General features: G+C 57.1%; 13 protein-coding genes. 10 read left to right on the top strand and 3 right to left on the bottom strand.

Features of this window, described 5'->3' with window-relative positions; genetic code table 11:
• Nucleotides 1-134: 134 nt before the first annotated feature.
• From dcm to RMV17_RS22340, 3 genes are all read left to right on the top strand, one after another.
• On the top strand, nucleotides 135-1,571 hold the full coding sequence (dcm, locus tag RMV17_RS22350; RefSeq protein WP_311882620.1) for a DNA (cytosine-5-)-methyltransferase: 1,437 nt from the start codon (nucleotides 135-137) through the stop codon (nucleotides 1,569-1,571).
• A 44-nt stretch (nucleotides 1,572-1,615) separates the two neighbouring features.
• Nucleotides 1,616-2,098, top strand: coding sequence for a very short patch repair endonuclease (locus RMV17_RS22345; RefSeq protein ID WP_016983948.1), 483 nt, complete (start codon nucleotides 1,616-1,618; stop codon nucleotides 2,096-2,098).
• Between the two features lie 110 nt (nucleotides 2,099-2,208).
• Nucleotides 2,209-3,537 (top strand): type II restriction endonuclease, encoded by a 1,329-nt coding sequence (locus RMV17_RS22340; RefSeq protein ID WP_311882619.1) that lies wholly within the window; start codon nucleotides 2,209-2,211, stop codon nucleotides 3,535-3,537.
• A 138-nt stretch (nucleotides 3,538-3,675) separates the two neighbouring features.
• Here RMV17_RS22340 and RMV17_RS22335 read toward each other — a convergent pair whose 3' ends face one another.
• Nucleotides 3,676-4,926, bottom strand: coding sequence for a ribonucleotide-diphosphate reductase subunit beta (locus RMV17_RS22335; protein WP_008084848.1), 1,251 nt, complete (start codon nucleotides 4,924-4,926; stop codon nucleotides 3,676-3,678).
• A gap of 542 nt (nucleotides 4,927-5,468) precedes the next feature.
• Complete coding sequence (locus RMV17_RS22330; protein ID WP_311882617.1) at nucleotides 5,469-5,729, bottom strand: DUF2790 domain-containing protein; 261 nt, start codon at nucleotides 5,727-5,729, stop codon at nucleotides 5,469-5,471.
• A gap of 473 nt (nucleotides 5,730-6,202) precedes the next feature.
• Between RMV17_RS22330 and acs the strand changes: the two genes are divergently transcribed.
• The 7 genes from acs to argR all read left to right on the top strand — a co-directional run bounded on the left by acs (nucleotide 6,203) and on the right by argR (nucleotide 14,434).
• Nucleotides 6,203-8,158, top strand: coding sequence for an acetate--CoA ligase (gene acs / locus RMV17_RS22325; RefSeq protein WP_034153332.1), 1,956 nt, complete (start codon nucleotides 6,203-6,205; stop codon nucleotides 8,156-8,158).
• A gap of 900 nt (nucleotides 8,159-9,058) precedes the next feature.
• Nucleotides 9,059-9,832 carry an ABC transporter substrate-binding protein gene (locus RMV17_RS22320; protein WP_311882613.1) on the top strand — a complete coding sequence of 258 codons (774 nt, stop codon included), beginning with the start codon at nucleotides 9,059-9,061 and terminating at the stop codon, nucleotides 9,830-9,832.
• Between the two features lie 91 nt (nucleotides 9,833-9,923).
• Nucleotides 9,924-10,613, top strand: coding sequence for an ABC transporter permease (locus RMV17_RS22315; protein ID WP_016773583.1), 690 nt, complete (start codon nucleotides 9,924-9,926; stop codon nucleotides 10,611-10,613).
• On the top strand, nucleotides 10,610-11,308 hold the full coding sequence (locus tag RMV17_RS22310) for an ABC transporter permease (RefSeq protein ID WP_007912703.1): 699 nt from the start codon (nucleotides 10,610-10,612) through the stop codon (nucleotides 11,306-11,308). The genes RMV17_RS22315 and RMV17_RS22310 overlap by 4 nt, the downstream gene beginning before the upstream one ends.
• A 1-nt stretch (nucleotide 11,309) precedes the next feature.
• Nucleotides 11,310-12,422, top strand: coding sequence for a M14 family metallopeptidase (locus RMV17_RS22305; RefSeq protein ID WP_311882609.1), 1,113 nt, complete (start codon nucleotides 11,310-11,312; stop codon nucleotides 12,420-12,422).
• 23 nt (nucleotides 12,423-12,445) lie between these two features.
• Nucleotides 12,446-13,210 (top strand): ATP-binding cassette domain-containing protein, encoded by a 765-nt coding sequence (locus tag RMV17_RS22300; RefSeq protein WP_311882607.1) that lies wholly within the window; start codon nucleotides 12,446-12,448, stop codon nucleotides 13,208-13,210.
• 243 nt (nucleotides 13,211-13,453) lie between these two features.
• Nucleotides 13,454-14,434 carry a transcriptional regulator ArgR gene (argR, locus tag RMV17_RS22295; protein ID WP_034153329.1) on the top strand — a complete coding sequence of 327 codons (981 nt, stop codon included), beginning with the start codon at nucleotides 13,454-13,456 and terminating at the stop codon, nucleotides 14,432-14,434.
• 37 nt (nucleotides 14,435-14,471) lie between these two features.
• On the opposite strand, the gene RMV17_RS22290 is transcribed toward argR, so the two are convergent.
• The gene (locus RMV17_RS22290; RefSeq protein WP_311882603.1) at nucleotides 14,472-22,292 is read right to left on the bottom strand and encodes a dermonecrotic toxin domain-containing protein; all 7,821 of its coding nucleotides are present in this window, start codon (nucleotides 22,290-22,292) and stop codon (nucleotides 14,472-14,474) included.
• Nucleotides 22,293-22,322 lie beyond the last annotated feature (30 nt).

Genomic DNA, 22,322 nt, shown 5'->3' with positions numbered 1-22,322 from the left:
GAACCCCGCAGCTCCCACATCCGTGTAGCCATGACTCATCTCACGGAATCCAGGAAATTTCATTTACTTTGAAGTTTTGCGGGCTAGAATGGTGACCATTCGTCACAGCTTTGACCCAGAGGAATTTCGGGCTCATGAATCTTTTTGAAATACCGTCTTTTGAATCCTTGAGCGAAACAACCTCGGGTTCGTACGAGCCTGATACCCATCCTGTGACCGACTTGGCGCTGCTGAACAAGCTCTTGGAGATTTACGACCAAGGGCAGCTGGCCGAAATTCTCAACGACGTTAGCCCGAGCCACTGGTGCCGAGAAACCATCAATCGCTGGATCAAGGGCAAGGCCTCGCCGAAGCTCTCCCATATTGAGTTCACTCGTCTCAAGGATCTTTTGCCCAAGCGTTTGAACCACAAACCTTCATTCACCTTTATCGATCTCTTTGCCGGCATTGGCGGTATTAGGAAAGGGTTTGAAGCCATCGGTGGCGAGTGCTTGTTCACATCCGAATGGAACAAGTACGCCGTTAAAACGTACAAAGCGAACCACTATTGCGATCCTGCCCGTCATCGCTTCAATCTCGATATCCGCTCGGTCACGCTCTCAGACAAGCCAGAAATCAGTGACGAGGAAGCCTACAAGAACATTGATCGCGAAATTCCTGACCACGATGTTCTGCTGGCAGGTTTCCCATGCCAGCCGTTTTCGCTTGCAGGTGTATCCAAGAAGAACTCTTTGGGGCGCAAGCACGGTTTTGAATGTGAGACCCAAGGCACTCTGTTCTTCGACGTGGCCCGGATCATTGCCGCGAAGCGGCCAGCCGCATTCTTGCTTGAAAACGTAAAAAACCTGAAAAGCCATGACAAGGGCAATACCTTCCGGATCATTTGCGAAGCGCTGGATGAATTGGGCTATGAGGTTGCAGATGTAAATGCGCCAAAGGGATCAGATCCGAAGGTCATTGATGCCAGGCATTTCGTGCCACAGCATCGTGAGCGAATCGTGCTGGTCGGCTTCCGCCGCGACTTGAACGTTCACCAAGGATTCACGCTGAGCGAAATCAGTAAGCTCATACCAAAGCAGCGACCTAGTTTCGGTGATCTGCTTGATAAGGAAGTGGACGAAAAATACATCCTGACTCCGAAGCTTTGGGATTACCTCTACCGCTACGCTGCCAAGCATCGTGAGAAGGGCAACGGCTTTGGTTTTGGTTTGACCCGTCCTAACGACGTTGCTCGCACCCTCTCCGCGAGATATCACAAAGACGGGTCGGAAATTCTGGTTGACCGTGGATTTGTGGAAACGCTGGACTTCAACAGTGAATTGAATCAGCTCAATCGTCCGCGTCGTCTGACTCCGCATGAGTGCTCGCGCCTGATGGGTTTCGACAAGCCGGGGGAAAGCAAGTTTGTGATTCCAGTATCTGATACCCAGGCATATCGTCAGTTTGGAAACTCGGTTGCCGTTCCGGTTTTCGAAGCGGTGGCCCAGTTGATGAAAGAGCGCATCCTGAAAGCGAAGGAGAAAATGGCCGATACTGGGCAGCCTCAATTGGAGTTCGCCCTTCCCACTTGATGCTGGAGACGCTTCGGCCGATCTGACGACAATATGGATGCGAAATGACTGATGTCGTGGATGTAGCTACTCGTTCAAGAATGATGGCTGGAATTCAGGGTAAAAATACCAAGCCTGAAATTCTAATCCGCAAAGCCCTGCATGCGCGGGGCTTTCGCTTTCGTTTGCACGTCAAAGACCTTCCCGGTAAACCAGATCTGGTGTTGCCGAAATATCGCGCTCTCATCTTCGTACATGGGTGTTTTTGGCACGGGCATGCGTGTAGATATTTCAAGGTTCCTCAGACTCGCCCCGAGTTCTGGCTGGAGAAGATCGGCAAAAATCAAAGACGCGATAGCCTGCAGGAAGAAGCGCTCAAAGCGATGGGCTGGAGAATTCTTGTCGTTTGGGAGTGTGCTGTAAGGTCGATGAGAAAAGAGAAGTCCTTATTGCTTGTTGACCTGATTGCTAGCTGGCTTAAAAATGGATCTAAATATATCCAGATCGACGAAAATATGTTGAGTCCGGGATGTGGCTCCTCACATTAGCGTGGGCTGAAGCTCATTGGCAGTTCGCTAAAATATGCAATTGTAGTGATCCCAGTCGAGCTGTTTGAGCCTATTAAGGTTCACCTGAATATCATAAATAAGGAATTACGATGGGTTTCCATCCTGAATGGAATGATATTTCTGCTTTGGTCAATCAAAGCGAGAGCATCTTCATTAAGAAGCTGTCTCGCAATGACTCATCATGGGCGGATAGTTCCAAGAATGGGCATCAGAACGGATTTTTTATCCCTCGTCCTGTGGCTGAGTCTGACTTCTTTCCCAAGCTGAGTAATTCAAATCCGGAAAAACCGCATATTTACGATGTGGAGTATCCAACGTTCTGGCCAGCCTCTGGCGAGATCAAAACATCGACAATCAAATATTTTTCGATGCGTAATCCGGCTGATAAAGAGAAGGCAAGGCCAAGGTACGAGTGGCAGCATACGGGTATACCTAAGGAGCAATTCCAGCAGCTTTCTCCAGCATCGCTGCTCGTTATTGGAAAGCTCAAGCAAGCGCATTTTGGTTCAAGCTATTGGTTCATCGTCGTCGATTCGGTGAGCGAAGAAGCAGAAATTATTGAGACTGCGTTCGAGTTGGGGGCCGATTTTCACTATGGATTATTCGATCCGACTGCTCTTGCCAAGCCTGCTTCCGAAACCGACCAGCTCATTGCTGAATTGTCGCAGGCGATCAAGGATGGAACGTTAGAGCAATTTATCAAGAAGCAGACTCTGCCATCTCCAGAGACACTAGCGGGAATGGCCCAGGAAAAATGGCTCGGTGAAAATGATCTGAGTGATATGAATCCGTACTGTGTCTCCATGCCTGGTGACGCGGTAATGCGCATTAGCAGGGACATTGAATATTCTATCTACAAGCAGGCGGAACTCCGTTTTCGTGCAGCTCAGGTCGCCCGACTTCTCCTTCATGGAGGAGGTGATCCTGTTGGAAATCTGGTTCGGGCGTTCTCTGAGCTCGACTCAATATTTCTCAGTGCGGCGCAAACCCGAAAGAGCAGGGCGGGGCTATCGTTCGAGCATCATGTAGGTAGACTTTTCAAGGACGGCCGAATTCGCCACGAAGCGCAGGCTGTCTTTGGTGGTCGTCGCCCGGACTTTGTTTTGCCGGACGTTAAGGAACTCAACATCAAGGGGGACGCTGTAATCGTTTCCTTGAAGACAACCCTGCGTGAAAGATGGAAACAGTTGGCGCTAGAGAAACCGTTTGGGGCAATTTTTCTCGCGACTGTTGATGATCGTGTGTCGGGTGAGGCCATTACTGAGATGGATAAAAATTCAATCACCCTGATCGTACCGGAGTCCTTGAAGAAAGCTAACGAGTCTGCTTATGCGGGCTACGATAACGTCATTACGTTCCGACAGTTTTTCGATGATGAGGTGAGGTCGAAGCGTCCTTCAATGATTATTCCTCTGTAGAAAGAAGTGCTTAGTCATACAACCGGCTTATATTTCGACATGCCCAATAAAAAAGCCCCGATCAGATCGGGGCTTTTTGCTTTCTCGACTTGTCGACTCAGGCAGCAATCGTCAAATCGTGGCGAGCGAGACTGTTAGTTAGTCCCAGCTCAACGCCCCACCAGTCTGATACTCAATAACCCGCGTCTCAAAGAAATTCTTCTCTTTCTTCAAGTCCATAATCTCGCTCATCCAAGGGAACGGGTTAGTCGTCCCTGGATACTCTTCTTTCAAGCCAATCTGCGACAAACGACGGTTAGCGATGAACTTCAGATAATCCTCCATCATCGCCGCGTTCATACCCAACACCCCGCGAGGCATGGTGTCACGCGCGTATTCGATCTCCAGCTGCGTACCCTGCAGGATCATCTGGGTCGCTTCTTCCTTCATCTCAGCATCCCACAAGTGCGGGTTTTCGATTTTGATCTGGTTGATCACGTCGATGCCGAAGTTCAGGTGCATGGATTCGTCGCGCAGGATGTATTGGAACTGCTCGGCGACGCCGGTCATTTTGTTGCGGCGGCCCATGGAGAGGATTTGGGTGAAGCCGCAGTAGAAGAAGATGCCTTCCAGAACGCAGTAGTAGGCGATCAGGTTGCGCAGCAGCTCTTTATCGGTATCCGGGGTGCCGGTTTCGAACTTCGGATCGGAGATCGAACGGGTGTATTTCAAGCCCCAGGCTGCTTTTTTCGCGACCGATGGGATCTCGTGGTACATGTTGAAGATTTCGCCTTCATCCATGGCCAGCGATTCGATGCAGTACTGGTAGGCGTGGGTGTGGATCGCCTCTTCGAAAGCCTGGCGCAGGATGTACTGGCGGCATTCCGGGTTGGTGATCAGGCGGTAAACGGCCAGTACCAGGTTGTTGGCAACCAGGGAGTCGGCGGTGGAGAAGAAGCCGAGGTTGCGCATGACGATGCGGCGCTCGTCGTCGGTCAGGCCTTCCGGGTCTTTCCAGAGGGCGATGTCGGCGGTCATGTTGACTTCTTGCGGCATCCAGTGGTTTGCGCAACCGTCCAGATACTTCTGCCAGGCCCAGTCGTACTTGAATGGCACGAGTTGGTTGAGGTCGGCGCGGCAGTTGATCATGCGCTTTTCGTCAACGGCGACACGGGCGGAGGCGCCTTCGAGTTCGGCGAGGCCTTCGGCGACGTCGAGGGAGTTCAGTGCAGCCTTGGCGCGGGCGACAGCGGCCGAGTCGTCGGCGGTCACGGCGCGAGCTTCGATGGCGGCAGCACCGCCAGCGTTGTCGAGGCGGTCCATGTTGGCTTCAGTAGCGTGGCCGGCGTTGGCGCCTTTCACGGTTGCTACTTCACTGTCTTCTTTGTCGAATTCGTCCCAGCTCAGCATGACGTGTCGTCTCCTGCGTGAGGGCCTGTGCCCGTGTGAAACCTGATTGGTTGGTTTTTCACACGGTCGTACAGACCGCGTTGGATGTCGTTTTTTGCAGCGATGCACGCAGGCAAATAAACAGAAATTTTGACGGGTTCCGAGAGCCTCTGATGGGCGCAATCAGCGTTGAACGCTGCTGCGGGGCTTCAGAATGGCTTTTGCTCCCTGTAAGGGAATATTGCTGACCCGTATGGGGCGGCATTATAGGGAAAAAAACACGGCTGTGCTGAGGCGAATCCGCGCATGGAGCGGTCGAGGAGGGTGGTTTTTCGACGAGAGTGAGGGTTTACAGGGCTTTGCCGGGGATAGATTTTTTTTCGTAAAAATCTCGCCAATGTGAATTTGCTCAAAAAACGAACAAAAAACGGCGGTTTTCACTACATCTAGTGGTTTGCAAGCATTTTTGATGACTTCAGACACAACTGAGCCCGACCGAAGTCGGGCTGGAATCGACCCTCAATGAAGCGCTGAGAGATCCAATTCGGTGCAGTCTCGAATCATCAATTGGTGCAGCCGTTGCCCATGACGCTGTAACGCAGGATGTGGCGCTGGCCTTTGGAGTCGTCGTACTCCATTTTTGCCGGTACTACTTCGCAGACGTTGGGAATTTCACTCATCGATACAACGTTGGCGATGTCCAGGTGGGTGGAGTAAGTGTATTCCTCGATAACCGGTTGTTGCTGCGCGACATCAGTCGGACCCTCATCTGCCATGGCGGTTGCGCACAGACTGCTGAGGGCCAGAACCAATAAAGCTTTCATTCGGATTTACCTTTTTGAGGTCGAGTGGGGTCACGCAACCTTTATGGGGTTGCGTGTGTAACTTCATCGTTTGCAGTTATTACTTGAGAGCTGGATTAACGGCCTTCGTGGGGGCTGTATCGTTGTTAATCGCGTTTGCCTTGTTGGCGAGGTGAATTTTAGGGAGATGGGGCGGGGGTAAACAGAGCGGGTTTTGATAAACACCTTTGGCAGATTTGGTAACAATCCCTTGAGATGGGGTAGAGGCTGGATTGAAAACCGGGTGTTTTGTCTGTGGGACCGAGTTGTCTGAATCGCTGGCAAGCCAGCTCCCACAGGGTTCGCGGGTGTTTTGGAGGTTGGTGTCTGGCTAGTAAACGAGGTAGGTGGAGGATTTGTAGGGGCTTGTTACTACCATCGTCGAATGGTTCTATGGCCCCCGCCCCGTTACAACAGGGTCATACAAAAACAACTATTACACCGAGGTAGGAAAGATGAGTGCGGCTTCTCTGTATCCCGTTCGTCCCGAGGTTCTGGCTAACACGCTGACTGACGAGGCGACCTACAAAGCCATGTACCAGCAGTCGGTCGTCAACCCTGACGGTTTCTGGCGCGAGCAAGCTCAGCGCCTCGACTGGATCAAACCTTTCACCACGGTGAAACAGACGTCGTTCGACGATCACCATGTCGACATCAAGTGGTTTGCCGACGGCACCCTGAATGTTTCCTACAACTGCCTCGACCGTCATCTGGCCGAGCGCGGCGATCAAGTCGCGATCATCTGGGAAGGCGACGATCCTTCCGAAAGCCGCAACATCACCTACCGCGAACTGCACGAGCAAGTGTGCAAACTGGCCAACGCCCTGCGCGGTCAGGACGTGCACCGCGGCGACGTGGTGACCATTTATATGCCGATGATTCCCGAAGCCGTGGTCGCCATGCTGGCCTGCACCCGGATCGGCGCGATTCACTCGGTGGTGTTCGGTGGTTTCTCACCGGAAGCCCTGGCCGGTCGCATCATCGACTGCAAATCGAAAGTGGTGATCACCGCTGACGAAGGTATCCGCGCTGGCAAGAAGATTTCCCTCAAGGCCAACGTCGACGATGCGCTGACCAACCCGGAAACCAGCAGCATCCAGAAAGTCATCGTCTGCAAGCGCACCGGTGGCGACATCAAGTGGAACCAGCATCGCGACATCTGGTACGAAGACCTGATGAAAGTGGCGGGCACCGTTTGCGCGCCGAAAGAGATGGGCGCTGAAGAAGCGCTGTTCATCCTTTATACCTCAGGCTCCACCGGCAAGCCGAAGGGCGTGCAGCACACCACCGGCGGTTATCTGCTGTATGCGGCAATGACCCACGAGCGCGTGTTCGATTACCGTCCGGGCGAAGTCTACTGGTGCACCGCCGACGTCGGCTGGGTCACCGGCCACAGCTACATCGTCTACGGCCCGCTGGCCAACGGCGCGACCACGCTGCTGTTCGAAGGCGTGCCGAACTATCCGGACATCACCCGGGTGGCGAAGATCGTCGACAAGCACAAGGTCAACATCCTCTACACCGCACCGACCGCGATTCGCGCGATGATGGCCTCGGGTCAAGCCGCTGTTGAAGGCGCGGATGGCAGCAGTCTGCGTCTGCTCGGTTCGGTCGGCGAGCCGATCAACCCGGAAGCGTGGGACTGGTACTACAAGAATGTCGGCAAGTCGCGTTGCCCGATCGTTGATACCTGGTGGCAGACCGAAACCGGCGGCAACATGATGAGCCCGTTGCCGGGTGCGCACGCGCTGAAGCCGGGTTCGGCGGCGCGTCCGTTCTTTGGTGTGGTGCCGGCGCTGGTCGACAACCTCGGTAACATTATTGAGGGCGAGGCTGAGGGCAATCTGGTGATTCTCGATTCGTGGCCAGGTCAGGCGCGCACGCTGTATGGCGACCATGATCGTTTCGTGGATACCTACTTCAAGACCTTCCGTGGCATGTATTTCACCGGTGACGGCGCACGCCGTGATGCCGATGGTTACTACTGGATCACCGGGCGTGTCGATGACGTGCTCAACGTGTCCGGCCACCGTATGGGCACGGCCGAGATCGAGAGCGCGATGGTTGCGCATCCGAAAGTCGCTGAAGCGGCGGTGGTGGGTGTGCCGCACGACATCAAGGGGCAGGGCATTTATGTCTATGTCACGTTGAAGAATGGCGAGGAGCCGACCGAGCAACTGCGTCTGGAGTTGAAGAACTGGGTACGCAAAGAGATCGGGCCGATTGCTTCGCCGGACGTGATCCAGTGGGCACCGGGGCTGCCGAAGACCCGTTCGGGCAAGATCATGCGCCGGATTCTGCGCAAGATTGCCACGGCGGAATATGACGGGTTGGGGGATATCTCGACGCTGGCGGATCCGGGTGTGGTGCAGCATTTGATTGATACGCACAAGACCATGAATGTTGCTTAAGCATTAGCACCATAGAAGCCCTGTCCGGTTTTGCCGGGCGGGGCTTTTTTGTGTCTGCAGGTTTTGTGTTGGCTGGGCGGGCCTCATCGCTGGCAAGCCAGCTCCCACAGAGTTTGTGGTGTGTTGGCAGTTTGTGGTCCTGCGCGGATTTGGGTTGATAGGGTTGGCCTCATCGCTGGCAAGCCAGCTCCCACAGGTTTTGTGGTGTGTTGGCAGTTTGTGGTCCTGCGCGGATTTGGGTTGATAGGGTTGGCCTCATCGCTGGCAAGCCAGCTCCCACAGAGTTTGTGGTGTGTCGGAAATTTCAGCTTCGCCGCATATCCCTGTGGGAGCTGGCTTGCCAGCGATAGCAATCTGTCAGGCAACTGTGTAGTCCACTGTCGGAACACAAGACCACCCAACCAATAATTATCGATCTCCCCCGTAAGACATTTCCCTCTGTTACCCAACATCTTCCACGTAACCGAATGTGTAACCGCTCGCCCCGCGACGGGGCAAAGGGAAACGCATCGCCCCGTTTTAGAGCCTCCAAACCCCCGGTGAAAAATAAGACACAACGCTGCGCTTGCCGGATTAGAAGGGTTTGCGAATAATAGGCCCGCAATTTGCAGCATAGATCGGTTCACTGTCTTTCGCTCTTGCATGAAATTGCAAGGCTGTCAATGCGCCAAAGTCGCTTTCTCTATGCATCTGTAATTAGTTGTCGCATTGAAGAAATATCGGCTTCCGGCCTGTCGTTAGAATGCCGATCACTCGCTCATCGTGGCTGACGTTGAAACCTCCGACGGTTTCGACGGGAAATTTCCCACCGATGCAGCAACCGATTTCCCGATTCACCCATTCGCATATTGGGCTGTCGCTCACTCTGCCGTTTTTGCCCTTTACCGATGGAGTCCCAAGATGAAGAAACTTGTGCTGCTTGGCGCCCTGGCACTGTCCGTGCTGTCGATGAACGCCTTCGCTGACGAAAAACCTCTGAAGATCGGTATCGAAGCGGCTTACCCTCCGTTCGCCTCGAAGGCGCCGGATGGCAGCATCGTTGGTTTCGACTACGACATCGGCAACGCTCTGTGCGAGCAGATGCAGGTCAAGTGTGTGTGGGTCGAGCAAGAGTTCGACGGTCTGATCCCGGCACTGAAAGTGCGCAAGATCGACGCGATTCTGTCGTCCATGTCGATCACTGAAGATCGCAAGAAGTCGGTCGACTTCACCAACAAGTACTACAACACCCCGGCCCGTCTGGTCATGAAGCAAGGCTCCGTTGTCAGCGACAACCTGTCTGAGCTGAAGGGCAAGAACATCGGCGTGCAACGTGGTTCGATCCACGAGCGCTTCGCTCGCGAAGTCCTGGCCCCACTGGGCGCCGAGATCAAGCCGTACGGTTCGCAGAACGAAATCTACCTCGACGTGGCTGCCGGTCGTCTCGACGGTACCGTGGCTGACGCTACCCTGCTGCAAGACGGCTTCCTGAACACCGACGCCGGCAAAGGTTTCGCCTTCGCCGGCCCGGCGTTCACCGACGTCAAATACTTCGGCGACGGCGTAGGCATTGCAGTGCGCAAGGGCGACGCCCTGAAAGACAAGATCAACGCTGCCATCGCGGCCATCCGCGAAAACGGCAAATACAAAGCAATCCAGGACAAGTACTTCGCCTTCGATATCTACGGCAAGTAAGACGTCTCTGCGACAAGTCCGAAATGGCGCAAGCAACAGGATCTCTGCGGTTTGCGCCATTTTTTCATCCCAACTTTCGAGGACCTGAATCATGTTGAAAGGCTACGGGGCTGTCATCCTCGATGGCGCATGGCTGACGCTTCAGCTCGCCTTGTCGTCCATGGCTCTGGCCATCGTTCTCGGGCTGATCGGTGTCGCGTTGCGCCTGTCGCCGGTGCGCTGGCTGGCCTGGCTGGGCGATCTGTATTCCACGGTGATCCGCGGGATTCCCGATCTGGTGCTGATCCTGCTGATCTTCTACGGCGGTCAGGACTTGCTCAACCGCGTCGCACCGATGCTCGGATATGACGATTACATCGACCTGAATCCATTGGCCGCCGGTATCGGCACCCTCGGTTTCATCTTCGGTGCGTACCTGTCGGAAACCTTCCGTGGCGCGTTCATGGCCATTCCGAAAGGTCAGGCTGAAGCGGGCATGGCGTACGGCATGAGCAGTTTTCAGGTGTTCTTCCGGGTGATGGTGCCGCAGATGATTCGCCTGGCGATACCGGGCTTCACCAACAACTGGCTGGTACTGACCAAGGCGACCGCACTGATTTCCGTGGTCGGTCTGCAAGACATGATGTTCAAGGCCAAGCAGGCGGCAGATGCCACTCGCGAGCCTTTCACCTTCTTCCTCGCAGTGGCGGCGATGTACCTGGTGATCACCAGTGTCTCGTTGCTGGCATTGCGTCACCTTGAGAAGCGCTACTCGGTAGGCGTAAGGGCGGCTGATCTATGATCTTCGACTACAACGTCATTTGGGAGGCCATGCCGCTGTACCTCGGCGGCCTGCTGACCACCCTCAAATTGCTCGCGCTGTCGCTGTTTTTCGGTCTGCTCGCTGCCCTGCCGCTGGGGCTGATGCGCGTCTCGAAGAACCCGGTCGTCAACGGCGCCGCGTGGCTTTACACCTACGTGATCCGTGGCACGCCGATGCTGGTGCAACTGTTCCTGATCTACTACGGTCTGGCGCAGTTTGAAGCGGTACGCGAAAGCTTCTTGTGGCCGTGGCTGTCCAGCGCAACGTTCTGCGCGTGTCTGGCCTTCGCCGTCAACACCAGCGCCTACACCGCCGAGATCATCGCCGGCAGCCTCAAGGCTACGCCGAACGGTGAGATCGAAGCGGCCAAGGCCATGGGCATGTCGCGCTTCAAACTGTACAAACGCATCCTGCTGCCATCGGCCCTGCGCCGGGCACTGCCGCAGTACAGCAACGAAGTGATCATGATGCTGCAGACCACCAGTCTGGCCTCCATCGTCACCCTGATCGACATCACCGGTGCGGCGCGCACGGTCAACGCGCAGTTCTATCTGCCGTTCGAGGCGTACATCACCGCTGGCGTGTTCTACCTGTGCCTGACGTTCATTCTGGTCAAGCTGTTCAAACTGGCCGAGCGTCGCTGGTTGAGCTACCTGGCCCCGCGGAAGCACTGATATGGAACGCATCGACCACGTATTGCCGTGGAGCCATCTGGGCAGCGAGCGCAAGATTTCCGTGTTCCGCTTTGGCCACGGCGAGCGCAAGGCCTACATTCAGGCCAGCCTCCATGCTGACGAATTACCGGGCATGCGCACCGCTTGGGAGCTGAAAAAGCGCCTCGGCGAACTCGAAGCCAAAGGCCTGCTCAACGGCGTCATCGAACTAGTGCCGGTCGCCAATCCGTTGGGTCTCGGGCAATTGCTGCAAGGCAATCACCAGGGCCGTTTTGAAGCGGGCAGCGGCAAGAATTTCAACCGTGATTTCGTCGAGCTGAGTGCGCCGGTTGCCGCCGCGCTGGCCGACAGCCTCGGTGATGATCCGCACGCCAATGTGCGCCTGATCCGTCAGGCGATGGCTGATCATCTGGCGGCATTGCCGGAGGCGAGCAACCAGTTGCAAGGCATGCAGCGCGTGTTGCTCAGCCACGCTTGCACCGCTGATGTGGTGCTGGACTTGCACTGCGATGCCGAAGCCGCGCTGCACATGTACGCGTTGCCGCAGCACTGGCCGCAGTGGCGTTCGCTGGCTGCGCACCTGAGTGTGAAGGTGGGGCTGCTCGCGGAAGATTCCGGCGGCAGCTCGTTCGATGAAGCCTGCTCGTTGCCGTGGCTGCGTCTGTCGCGGCAGTTCCCCGATGCGCAGATTCCGCTGGCCTGTCTGGCGACGACAATCGAATTGGGCGGTCAGGCCGACACCGGTCGCGCTGAAGCCTGCGCCTATGCAGAAGGCATTCTCGCGTTCCTCGCCGAGCAGGGCTTGATCACCGGCGAGTGGCCGAACCCGGCGCACGAAGCCTGTGAAGGCATGCCTTTCGAGGGCACCGAGTTGCTGCTCGCACCGCACCCGGGCGTCGTGAGTTTTCTGCGCAAGCCCGGCGAATGGGTCGAGGCCGGCGACGAGATTTTTGAAGTGATTGATCCTCTGTCCGATCGGGTCAGCACGGTGTGTGCTGGTACCTCCGGGGTGCTGTTTGCCATTGAACGGCTGCGTTATGCCCAACCCGGTTTCTGGCTGGCCAAGGTGGCGGGGCGCGAAGCGCTGCGTCACGGGCGCTTGCTCAACGACTGACTGTTTTTGTGAGAACCGACCGCATGTACAAACTTGAAGTCCAAGACCTGCATAAACGCTATGGCAGTCACGAAGTGCTCAAGGGCGTGTCCCTGAAAGCGGTAGCCGGCGATGTGATCAGCATCATCGGCTCCAGTGGCTCCGGCAAAAGTACTTTCCTGCGCTGCATCAACCTGCTCGAGCAGCCGCACGCGGGCAAGATTCTGCTCAACAACGAAGAGCTGAAACTGGTAGCGAACAAGGACGGCGCGCTGAAAGCCGCTGACCCGAAACAGCTGCAACGCATGCGTTCGCGCCTGTCGATGGTGTTCCAGCATTTCAACCTGTGGTCGCACATGACCGCGCTGGAAAACATCATGGAAGCGCCGGTGCATGTACTCGGCGTCTCCAAGGCTGAAGCTCGCGAGAAAGCCGAGCACTACCTGAACAAGGTCGGCGTGGCCCATCGTAAAGACGCGTTCCCTGGGCACATGTCCGGTGGCGAGCAGCAGCGTGTGGCGATTGCCCGTGCGTTGGCGATGGAACCGGAAGTGATGCTGTTCGACGAACCGACTTCGGCCCTCGACCCGGAACTGGTGGGCGACGTGCTGAAGGTCATGCAAGCACTGGCTCAGGAAGGTCGCACCATGGTTGTGGTGACACACGAAATGGGCTTCGCCCGTGAAGTGTCTAACCAGTTGGTGTTCCTGCACAAAGGCGTTGTTGAAGAAAGCGGCAACCCGCGCGAAGTGCTGGTCAATCCGCAATCGGAACGTCTGCAACAATTCCTCTCGGGCAGCCTCAAGTAATCGCTGCCGTTATGCACCAGATTAGGTCATGCTTCGCGACCTGAAAGCCGGCTCCAATCCCTGTGGGAGCTGGCTTGCCAGCGATAGCGGAGTATCAGATTGCATATCTGGTACAGACATATCGCCATCGCTGGCAAGCCAGCTCCCACAATGGATCGGTGTTGGTTTCAAGATTTGTGTTCATTTACGGGCTAGCATTGGCCCATGCCTTCATCACTGTTCTTCGCTTCGGATTGCCCGCCCATGACTGCCCATCGAATTGGTTTCCTGATTTGGCCCAGCACTAAAGCGTTGACGCTGGCGCTGGCGGAGGAAGCCTTGCGTGTTGCTCAGCGTGTGCACCCGGACGTGGTTTACGAACTGTCGTTCCTGCAAGCCGAGCCACCGGCCGAAGGTGCCTGGCAATTACCCGGTGAAGCCTGGACCGGCAAGCTCGAAAACTTCCAGAAACTATTCCTGCTCGCTGATGAGCCGCCGACCACGTTGGCCCCGGCTCTTAGCAGTGCGCTCAAGCAACTGGTGCGTGCGGGCACGGTCATCGGCGGTCTGTCCGCCGGTGTGTACCCGTTGGCGCAACTCGGTTTGCTCGACGGTTATCGCGCTGCCGTGCACTGGCGCTGGCAGGACGATTTCGCCGAGCGCTTCCCGAAAGTCATCGCCACCAGTCACTTGTTCGACTGGGATCGCGATCGTCTGACCGCGTGTGGCGGCATGTCGGTGCTTGATCTGTTGCTGGCGGTGCTGGCCCGTGATCACGGTGCGGAACTGGCCGGTGCGGTTTCGGAAGAACTGGTGGTTGAACGCATCCGCGAAGGTGGCGAGCGTCAGCGCATCCCGTTGCAGAACCGTCTCGGTTCCAGCCATCCGAAGCTCACCCAAGCGGTGTTGCTGATGGAAGCCAACATCGAAGAACCGCTGACCACCGACGAAATCGCCCAGCATGTGTGCGTGTCCCGTCGGCAGTTGGAGCGGATCTTCAAGCAATACCTCAACCGTGTGCCGAGCCAGTATTACCTGGAATTGCGCCTGAACAAGGCACGGCAAATGTTGATGCAAACCAGCAAGTCGATCATCCAGATCGGCCTTTCGTGTGGCTTCTCTTCGGGGCCGCATTTCTCCAGCGCCTATCGCAACTTCTTCGGTGCCACGCCGCGGGAAGATCGCAACCAGCGGCGCAGCAGCAGCCCGTTCGAATTGTCGTCAGTGCCACCTGAACGCGGCTAGACACTGGTTGGCCAACACTGGCCAGTGATCACTGCGCTTATGGTTGTTCTTCACCGTTGGAAAAATCTGAATCCTCGAAGTCTTCGAGCGCTCTGTGTATTTCGTCCATCCTCCTGCGCTCCTCGAGCAGTCGTAGGTCATTTGCCGCGTTGTACGTCGCCAGGCTGCGCTGACTCCGGGGGGTCAATGGATTTTCACTGAAGTTGTAGGTCACCGGCCTGTCGTCACCGGGAGCAGGCAGTGGGTCAGGGAGTTCGGCGATGGCGTTTTCCGAAAGGTCTGCGTACGTCAATCGTTGCATGCCAAACAGGCCGGTCGGGACGTCGGTCAGTCCGGTGTTGTTCAAGCGCAGCGTCTGACACTTCTGCAGGTTTCTCAGGTCGGGTGCCCGGTCCAGCGGGTTGTGACTCAAGTCCAGTCCTTCCAGGTTTTTCATGGCTGCCAGTGCGTTCACGGTTTGCTCAGTCAGGACGATGCGACAGCGCGGCAATCTCAGGTCGGTCAGCTGGTTCATGTCGAAAACCGCCAGGGGAATTTCGTTGAGTGGATAGCCCTTGATATTCAGTTCCTCCAGGTTCGGGAACAGCTCAAGCAGTCGGTCAACTCGAGGCGGTACATTGGCGGTGCTCGTCAGCGTCAATTCTCTGATTTGCTCGAAACGTCCGCTCAGTGCCGGCAGCTCGCCGTTTAAAGACAGGTCGAGCGTAACCTCAGTGGACGGAAGATACCTTGGCGCCTTGCGTAACTCTCCTTCCAGGTTATCCCTGAAGCCCATGCGCCGGGCATTTTCCAGGCGTAGCGCTTCGCCCTCCAGCTCGGTGCCCGTGAGCGGGTCTCGTGGCGTTTCTCTCACCCACACATCGAGCTCGCCGAGCAGCGTGGTGAGGTTGTTATGGCGCCGCAGCAATTCGCTATGGCCATCGGCCAATGTACCGGGCAGACGATAGATCAGGCGGTTGGCTTCTACTTCGCTGATGGCGGGGTACAGTGCTCGTACCAAGGCAATTTCCTCCGGGTCGGCCGTAACGCCCAGGTACTGATAAGAGTCCCGGGAAAAGATCTTTATGCGTTCTCTTGACGCAGCGGAGAGCGGATTGGCTCTCAGGACGACGCCATTGGCGGAAAGGCCTCGCAAGTCTTCCGGCAACTCCACGATCGCGTTTTCGCCGAGGAAGGCATCACGCAGCCGCAGCGATTGCCCAACGCCGACGGGAATCTGACTGATCCCTGTGCGTGTGAGGTCCAGGGTCGTCAGCGCTGGCAAGGTGCGGATATCCGGTGCGGTGCCCAAGGGATTGCCGTAAAGATCCAGTTCTTTCAGTCGCGTCAGCGTGGAAAGCGTCGCTTGTCCCGCCGCATCGAATTCAACACCGCAACGGCTCAACGTCAGCGTTTCGAGACCCGGCATGGCTGTCAGTGCCGAGGGGAACCGGCGCAGGGCGAAATTGCGCATCTCCAGAGACTGCAATCCGCCGAAGCGTGCGAGAAACCCATCCGGAGCATTCAAGGCCGGATTACCCTGGATGGACAAGCGGATGACGTGATTGAAGTCGGCCGTCAGCGTCGGTAACTCACCGGCGAGAGGCGCCTCGATTTCCAGCGTGTTGAGTCGCAGTTCCGGCCTGTCGACGGTTCTGGCGCGCCAGAACTGCTCAAGTTGCTGACTGAACCGCTTTCTCCTGAGTTGTTCTGTCGTTCGTTCTACAGCGTCCCAGTGTTCGCCTGTCGAAGGATTGCGCACGGGCACGCGTTCGGACCAGGCGCTCAGATCGCTGATCATCTGGCTGATCTCCGCTTCCCAGCGCACCAGTTGATCGGTGCCGGCCTGCAGTGTGCCGGGCAGGTGATAGATCATGTGACTGGCGTCATCGATGTCCATCCACGGATACAGCCTTTGCGCGCTGGCCAGGTCACCGACGTCCGGCATGACGTCAAACAGGCGCCCGTGCTCGACGTAGTAGGTTTTGATGCGTTCGCGAGCGGCCAGGGACAACGGGTTGCTGGCCAGACTGACGCCATCGGCGAGGTCCAGATCGAGGCTGAAAAAAGCCTCGGGCAGGTTAGTGATGCGGTTGCCGTTCAGCAGGGCGTTTTTCAGGCTCGGGTGAGTGGCGAGGCCATTTGGCAGCGACGTAATGCCGGTATTGGACAGCAGGATGTCACGCATGGCCGGTAGCGACTGAAGGTCAGGTGCTACCGTCAGTGGGTTGTCGCTCAGATCCAGAAGTTCAAGGCCGTTGAGTGTGGCGAGTGTGCTCTGATCGGCGGGGGTGAGTGTCACGCCACAGTCGCTCAGCGTGAGTTCCGTCAGGTTGGACAGTTGAGTCACGGTCTGGGGGATTTCACCCAGTGGAAACTGTCGCAGCGCCAGTTCACGTGCATTGGTGAACAGATTGATGAACCCGTCCGGAGCACCAATGGCAGCGTTGCCCTTGAGCTTCACCGTTGAAACATGACTGAAGTCGGTTGTCAGTTGGGGGAAGTCACCGAAAAACTTCGCGTCGGCTTCGAGAAAGTCCGCGCGCATGCCTGACTCGCCATTTCTGTAGCGCCAGAACCGCTCCAGCAGTTGTCCGAACTCGGACCGCGCCGCGAACTGATCAAACACCTCGATCGGCGTGAGGACCTCTCCAGTCACGGGATGTACGCTTGGAACCTGTGTTGCCCAAGAGTTCAGGTTCGCTGTCATTTGATTGAGTTCCGCCCGCCATGCCACGAGCTGCGTACGACTGTCCGTGATTGTTCCGGGCAAGTCGTAGATCAGATCGCTGGCCTGTTGCTCGTCCAGGGCCGGGAACAGTTGTCGTGTGAGGGCGATGTCGGTGTTTTCGGCGCGCACCGCAAAATCGTAACCGGTACGTCGGAAAAAGGTCTTGATCTTGTTGCGTGTGGCAAGCGACAGCGGGTTTTCAGAGAAATCCAGGCTGTCACTCAGATCGCCCGACAGCTCGAATAGCTCATCGGGTATTTCGGTGATGCGGTTACCGTTGAAAATGGCCGTGTCCAGATTCGGGTGGCTGGCCACCCCATCGGGCACTGCGGTGATGCCGCAATTGGACAGGTCGAGGTGAGTCAGTTCGGGGAGAAGGTTCAGATCGGGAAAAGTCCCCAAGGGGTTGTTGCTCAAATCCAGTCTGTGCAGGTTGTTGAGAGAAAGCAGTGTGGCCTCGTTCTCCGGGGTCAATACGACACCGCAGTCGTTGAGCTCCAATACACGCAGGTGAGGCTGCCTGATCTGTGACAGCGTAATCGGTTCCAGGTCAAAGGCGTGCATCTCCAGCGTGGTCAGATTGGTAAAGCGCTGGAGGAATGGCAGGGTTGCCGTGACGGTTTTATTGCCCATCAGCGTCAGTCGCGAGACGTGGTCGAAGTTGGCGCTGAGTGCCGGCAGGTCACCCATGAAACCAAGCGTTGCGGTCAGTTCGGACTCTCTGCCAGTGAATGTTCTGGAGCGCCAGAACTGTTCCAGCTTTTGACTGAACACGCGCCTCGCCTCGCGTTCCAGCGTTTGCTCATTGAGCGTCAATGGCCTTTGGAACACGGGGTCGAGTGCAGGAATCTGGTTGACCCATTCGCCGAGCTCGATCTGTAGCGTGGTGAACTCGTTTTCCCAACGGGCGAGCTGGGTCAGGCTTTCGCTCCATGTGCCTGGAAGTCGATAAAGCAACTCACTGGCCTGCTCGGCACTCAGGGCAGGAAACAACGTTGTGGTGCGCAGAACATCCGCTGGCTCCGCGCCGACCCCAAAGTGTTTGCCGGTTTGCTCATAGAACGTTTTCAGCTTCTCGCGTGTGGCGGTCGACAGCGGGTTGTCGGCGAAACCGAAACCGTCACTGAGGGAACTGGCCAGGTTGAAAAAGGGTTCCGGTATTTCCGTCAGATGGTTGCCTTCGAAATTGCCGACGATCAGATGCGGATGATCGAGCACATTGGCGGGCGGCGTGGAGATGCCCGTGTTCGACAGATTGAGGTAGCGTAACCGGGCCATCGCGCTGATGTCGGGAGGCGTGCCCAATGGATTGCCCCGCAAATCCAGTAACGAGAGATTGGGCAAGGATGTCAGCACTTGCTGGTTGGCAGCCGAGTGCTTGATACCACAATTGCGCAAGATCAATTGGCGCAGATTGGGCATTGCAGCAACGGACGGGGGCAGGCTTGGCATATCGAGATTTTGTGCATCCAGATACCTCAGGCTCGGAAAACGTTGCATGAAGGCGTCCACGGCCCCGGTGCTGGCGCTGCCATTGATGGACAGCATGTGGACGTGGCTGAAATCTGCTTCCAGCGCGGGCAGGTCACCCAATACCGGTTGCGCAATCTGCAACATATGCCCGGCGGGGCCGCGGGTTTCCCGACGCCAGCAACGCAGCACCGCGTCCCTGAACAACGCACGATTCTGCTGGGCTGCACGGCGTTCGATGTAACTCAATGGCTGGCCGGTCGCTGGGTGATGGGTGGGGACGTCGTGCTCCCAGCGGCTCAAGTCATCGCTGAGTCTGGCGTATTCGTTGCGACCCCTGGCCAGTTCGGCGTTGAACGCTCCCGGATCATTGCGGAACGCGGCGACAAAGTTTTGCGCTTCTTCGGTGGACATGCCTCGATAGAGCGCTTGCACGCGCGCTTCGGGGCTGGTGATCGGCCGGCCCGTGGTGGTCAGAAAGTCCTGGTTCTCTATGCTGATTGCGCCCAGTTCGCCCGCTTCAAAAAAGTTCGCATCTTCAAGGCGTCTTGATAGGTTCGGCTGCTCATCTCCCAAACCTGCCAGGCGCAGTGTGTCCACGGCAGGCTGGCGAATCGGTGTGTCGAACATCACTGTGCGCAAAGCGTTACGCTCCAGTGTTCGCTCGCGAATTGCCGCTTTCAGCGCAGCACCCTGGCCGATCTGCAGGTTCAGGCTCTGACGCTCGCCATCCGGCAGCGCGTACAACAGGCTGGAGTAGAAGTCCGTGGACGAATGCAATTCCTGGCCGCGGTCATCAAAAGGTTGATAGCGGCCGTCAGGCTGGCGAACCAGGACTTTTTGCGCGGGGGCATCTTCGCGCCCGATGCTGTCGAGCGCAGCCCCTTCGTAATGTCCGTCGCGAATCTCGATGCGCACATCGCCGCTCCAGCCTGGCAACAGCTTGAGGCTGTGCAGCGCAAGAGCGTCGGAATCGGGATTGTTCACGGCGTTCAGTTCCAGACCCTCATAAGCGCGGGTGATGCGCACTTCCTGGCTGGCCAGTTGCATGAGCTCCTGTTGGCGCGGTGGCAATTGTCCCGCGCTGATCTGCAGCAGTTCTTCGCCACTGGCGGTGTCGAGCAGTTCGCGGGTCACGCTGGCGGGTAATGCCGGTGGGTGTTGGCTCAGCTGTCGTGCCAGCGGATCATCGATGGACTGGAGTGCCTGATAGCGCGCTTCGAACAGGGAACTTCTGTGTCGTCGGGCGAGATGAGCCAATTGCTTGCGCAGGGTTTGGCTGCGCACGTCCAGCGAAGGTGTCGGCCCGCCGAAGGGTTCTGCGAGCAAGGCTTTGGTTTGTTGCTCGTCGAGCGAATACAGCAGGGTCTTGAGCAGGTCGTCACCGATCAGGCTGCTTTGATCCAGCTCGGTCAGCGGCAAGGTTTCGTCTGCCGAAGATTGCCAGATCAGTTCGCCCTGTCGATCAACCAGACGCAGGCGTTGGTTACTCGGCCAGCGCCCGTGCTCGGTCAACAGTTGCAGTTGGGCTACGGGATCGGCGCGGCGATATTCGTCGGCCACGTCACTCTCGAGCCGATCGACCAGGCGTTGCAGCTCCTGATCGATCTTGAAGCGCTGGATGCTGTCGGCCAGCAGCGGGGGAGGTGTTTGCTGGTCGGCGTGCATCTTGCGCACGGCATCTTCGTTGACGCCGCTGACCTGAAGAATGGTCTCGCGCTCGGCGGGTGAAAACGACTCGACTGCCGGGCCGATTCGCCGCAGTGCGGTGTCGGTGTCCCATCCCAGTGGTTGTTCCAGTTCGGTATGCCAGGCGCCGGCGCCGTTGTGGCGCAATACCGGTTGGTAGGCGTCGGCGCGGGTCGGGTGTTCAATACGGTACTGGCCGGGAACCGGGCTTTCGCTCACGGCAAAACGAGCGTCTTCGATTGGCAGCAGTTGTTTGCCCTGGTGCGGGTGCAGGCCCAACTCGTTGGGTGTCGAGCTGGCGTCAGGCACAGCCGGGTGTTCGTAACGGGCCAGATCGGGATCCCAGTAGCGGGTTTTGCCATTGGCCAGTTGCACTGGTTTGAAGCGGTCGATGAACGCGACGATCTCTTTGGGCAGGACCTTGCGAAATTCACCGGCGCCAATCGCCCCGCCCACCGCGAACATGCCCAGTTGAATCATCGACTCCAGGGTGCCCATCAAGTGTTCAAAGGCTTCGGTAGTGCGACCTTGCCCCCATTCGATGATGCCCTCGAAGACCTCGTCGAGCATTTGATAAGCCATGTACGCCATCATCGCTTCGCCGAGTACCGGCACGAACGGCGCGACGATCAGCGCGGCGGTCTGCACGATGGTCGAGATGATGTTGGTGACGGAGTCCCAGAAAGCCCAGCGTGCTTTTTGATCGACCACCGCGGTGGGCACGGCGATCACTCTGGCGTCATTGAAGATCTTGTTCAGTTTCGCCTGATAGAAGTGTTGCCACAGATTGTCTTGAAACGGCGTGAGCGTGGTCTGCAGATCAGGTCGCTCGACAGGGGTGTCGCGCCACGCCGGCAGAGAACTGCCTGGTTCGGTCGGATGCCACTTCAGCTGGCTCAAGCGACTGTTGAGTGTGCTGAAGAAAAACCCTCGATGTTCGTGGTTCACGAAGCGACTGAAAAACTCTTGGTAATCCTTCGAGCGTAACTGGCGTGTCAGTTCGACGATCAGATCATAGGTCGTGGCGTACTCCTTGAAGGGGTGCTCGGGGTCGTCCGGGACGTAAGCCACTACGCGCGCAGCGGTTCGCGAAATGTACAGGTCGGGGGCAAACACGACGATGCCGGTGAGCGGCGCACACAGCATGCCCATGTCATGGCACAGAACGGGTGCGCCGCCGACATACAGGCCTTTCATGCCGTCGAGCACGGCGTCGATCAAGCGAAAATAACTTTCCGAAACATCGCGGTTCATCCGCGCCCACTGCAGGGCCGCTTTCATTGCGGCTTTCTGGCTGGTGTCTATTTTCAGGCGCAGGACGGACGCCACCATCGGATCGGTGTAACCGAGGTTTTCTTCGAGACGGGTTTTGTACTGCGCACCGATATCCAGTGTTCGGCACAGCCTGGTGAAGGCTGCAATGCTCAATTTGGCCTTGATCCACGGCAAGGTCATGAACTGGCCGGTGACGGAGGGCCGGGTAATGAAGGTGGAGTCGGGTTCGAAGGCGTTTTCGTCCGTCTCCTTTTCTTCGAAGTTATGCAACGCAGCATCCAGCAGCGAGACGGTCCAGGCGCGCGTGCCGGTCCTGATCGGGAACCACGGCGTGGTCGCGGGGATGTACAGGCGCACGAAAGTATTGCGCACATCCACATCCAGATCGAAGTCCTTCTTCAGTGCTTGCCTGAGCAGCGGTTCGGCAAAGGCGCTGGCGTCCTGCAGGTGTTCCAGGCTTCGGTCGACCGCGCTTTGCGCGTTCCAGTGAGCGATGTTGAGGTCGTTCAGTGCTTCGTGCTGAGCCGCCGGTGCCGTGTGCAGATTGCTCGAGCGTTGCGGTGTGATATTTGTGAGTGCCAGACGCCGGGTTTCTGAAGCGCTGCCCAGCCAGTCGGGGAGGCGGTCTCTGAGGGGCTGATAATGACTGTCGGGGTTCTGTGGAGAGTCTGTATCGGTGGAGTCGCTGGAGGGCAATCCGTCAGCTTGCTGCATGGTGTCGATCCTTGGGCCATTGAAGATGCC

The sequence above is a fragment of the Pseudomonas sp. VD-NE ins genome (assembly GCF_031882575.1).
Taxonomy (GTDB): Bacteria; Pseudomonadota; Gammaproteobacteria; order Pseudomonadales; family Pseudomonadaceae; genus Aquipseudomonas; species Aquipseudomonas fluorescens_BZ.
The sequence above is the reverse complement of the archived record's forward strand: the minus strand, read 5'-3'. Positions and strand labels throughout refer to the sequence as shown.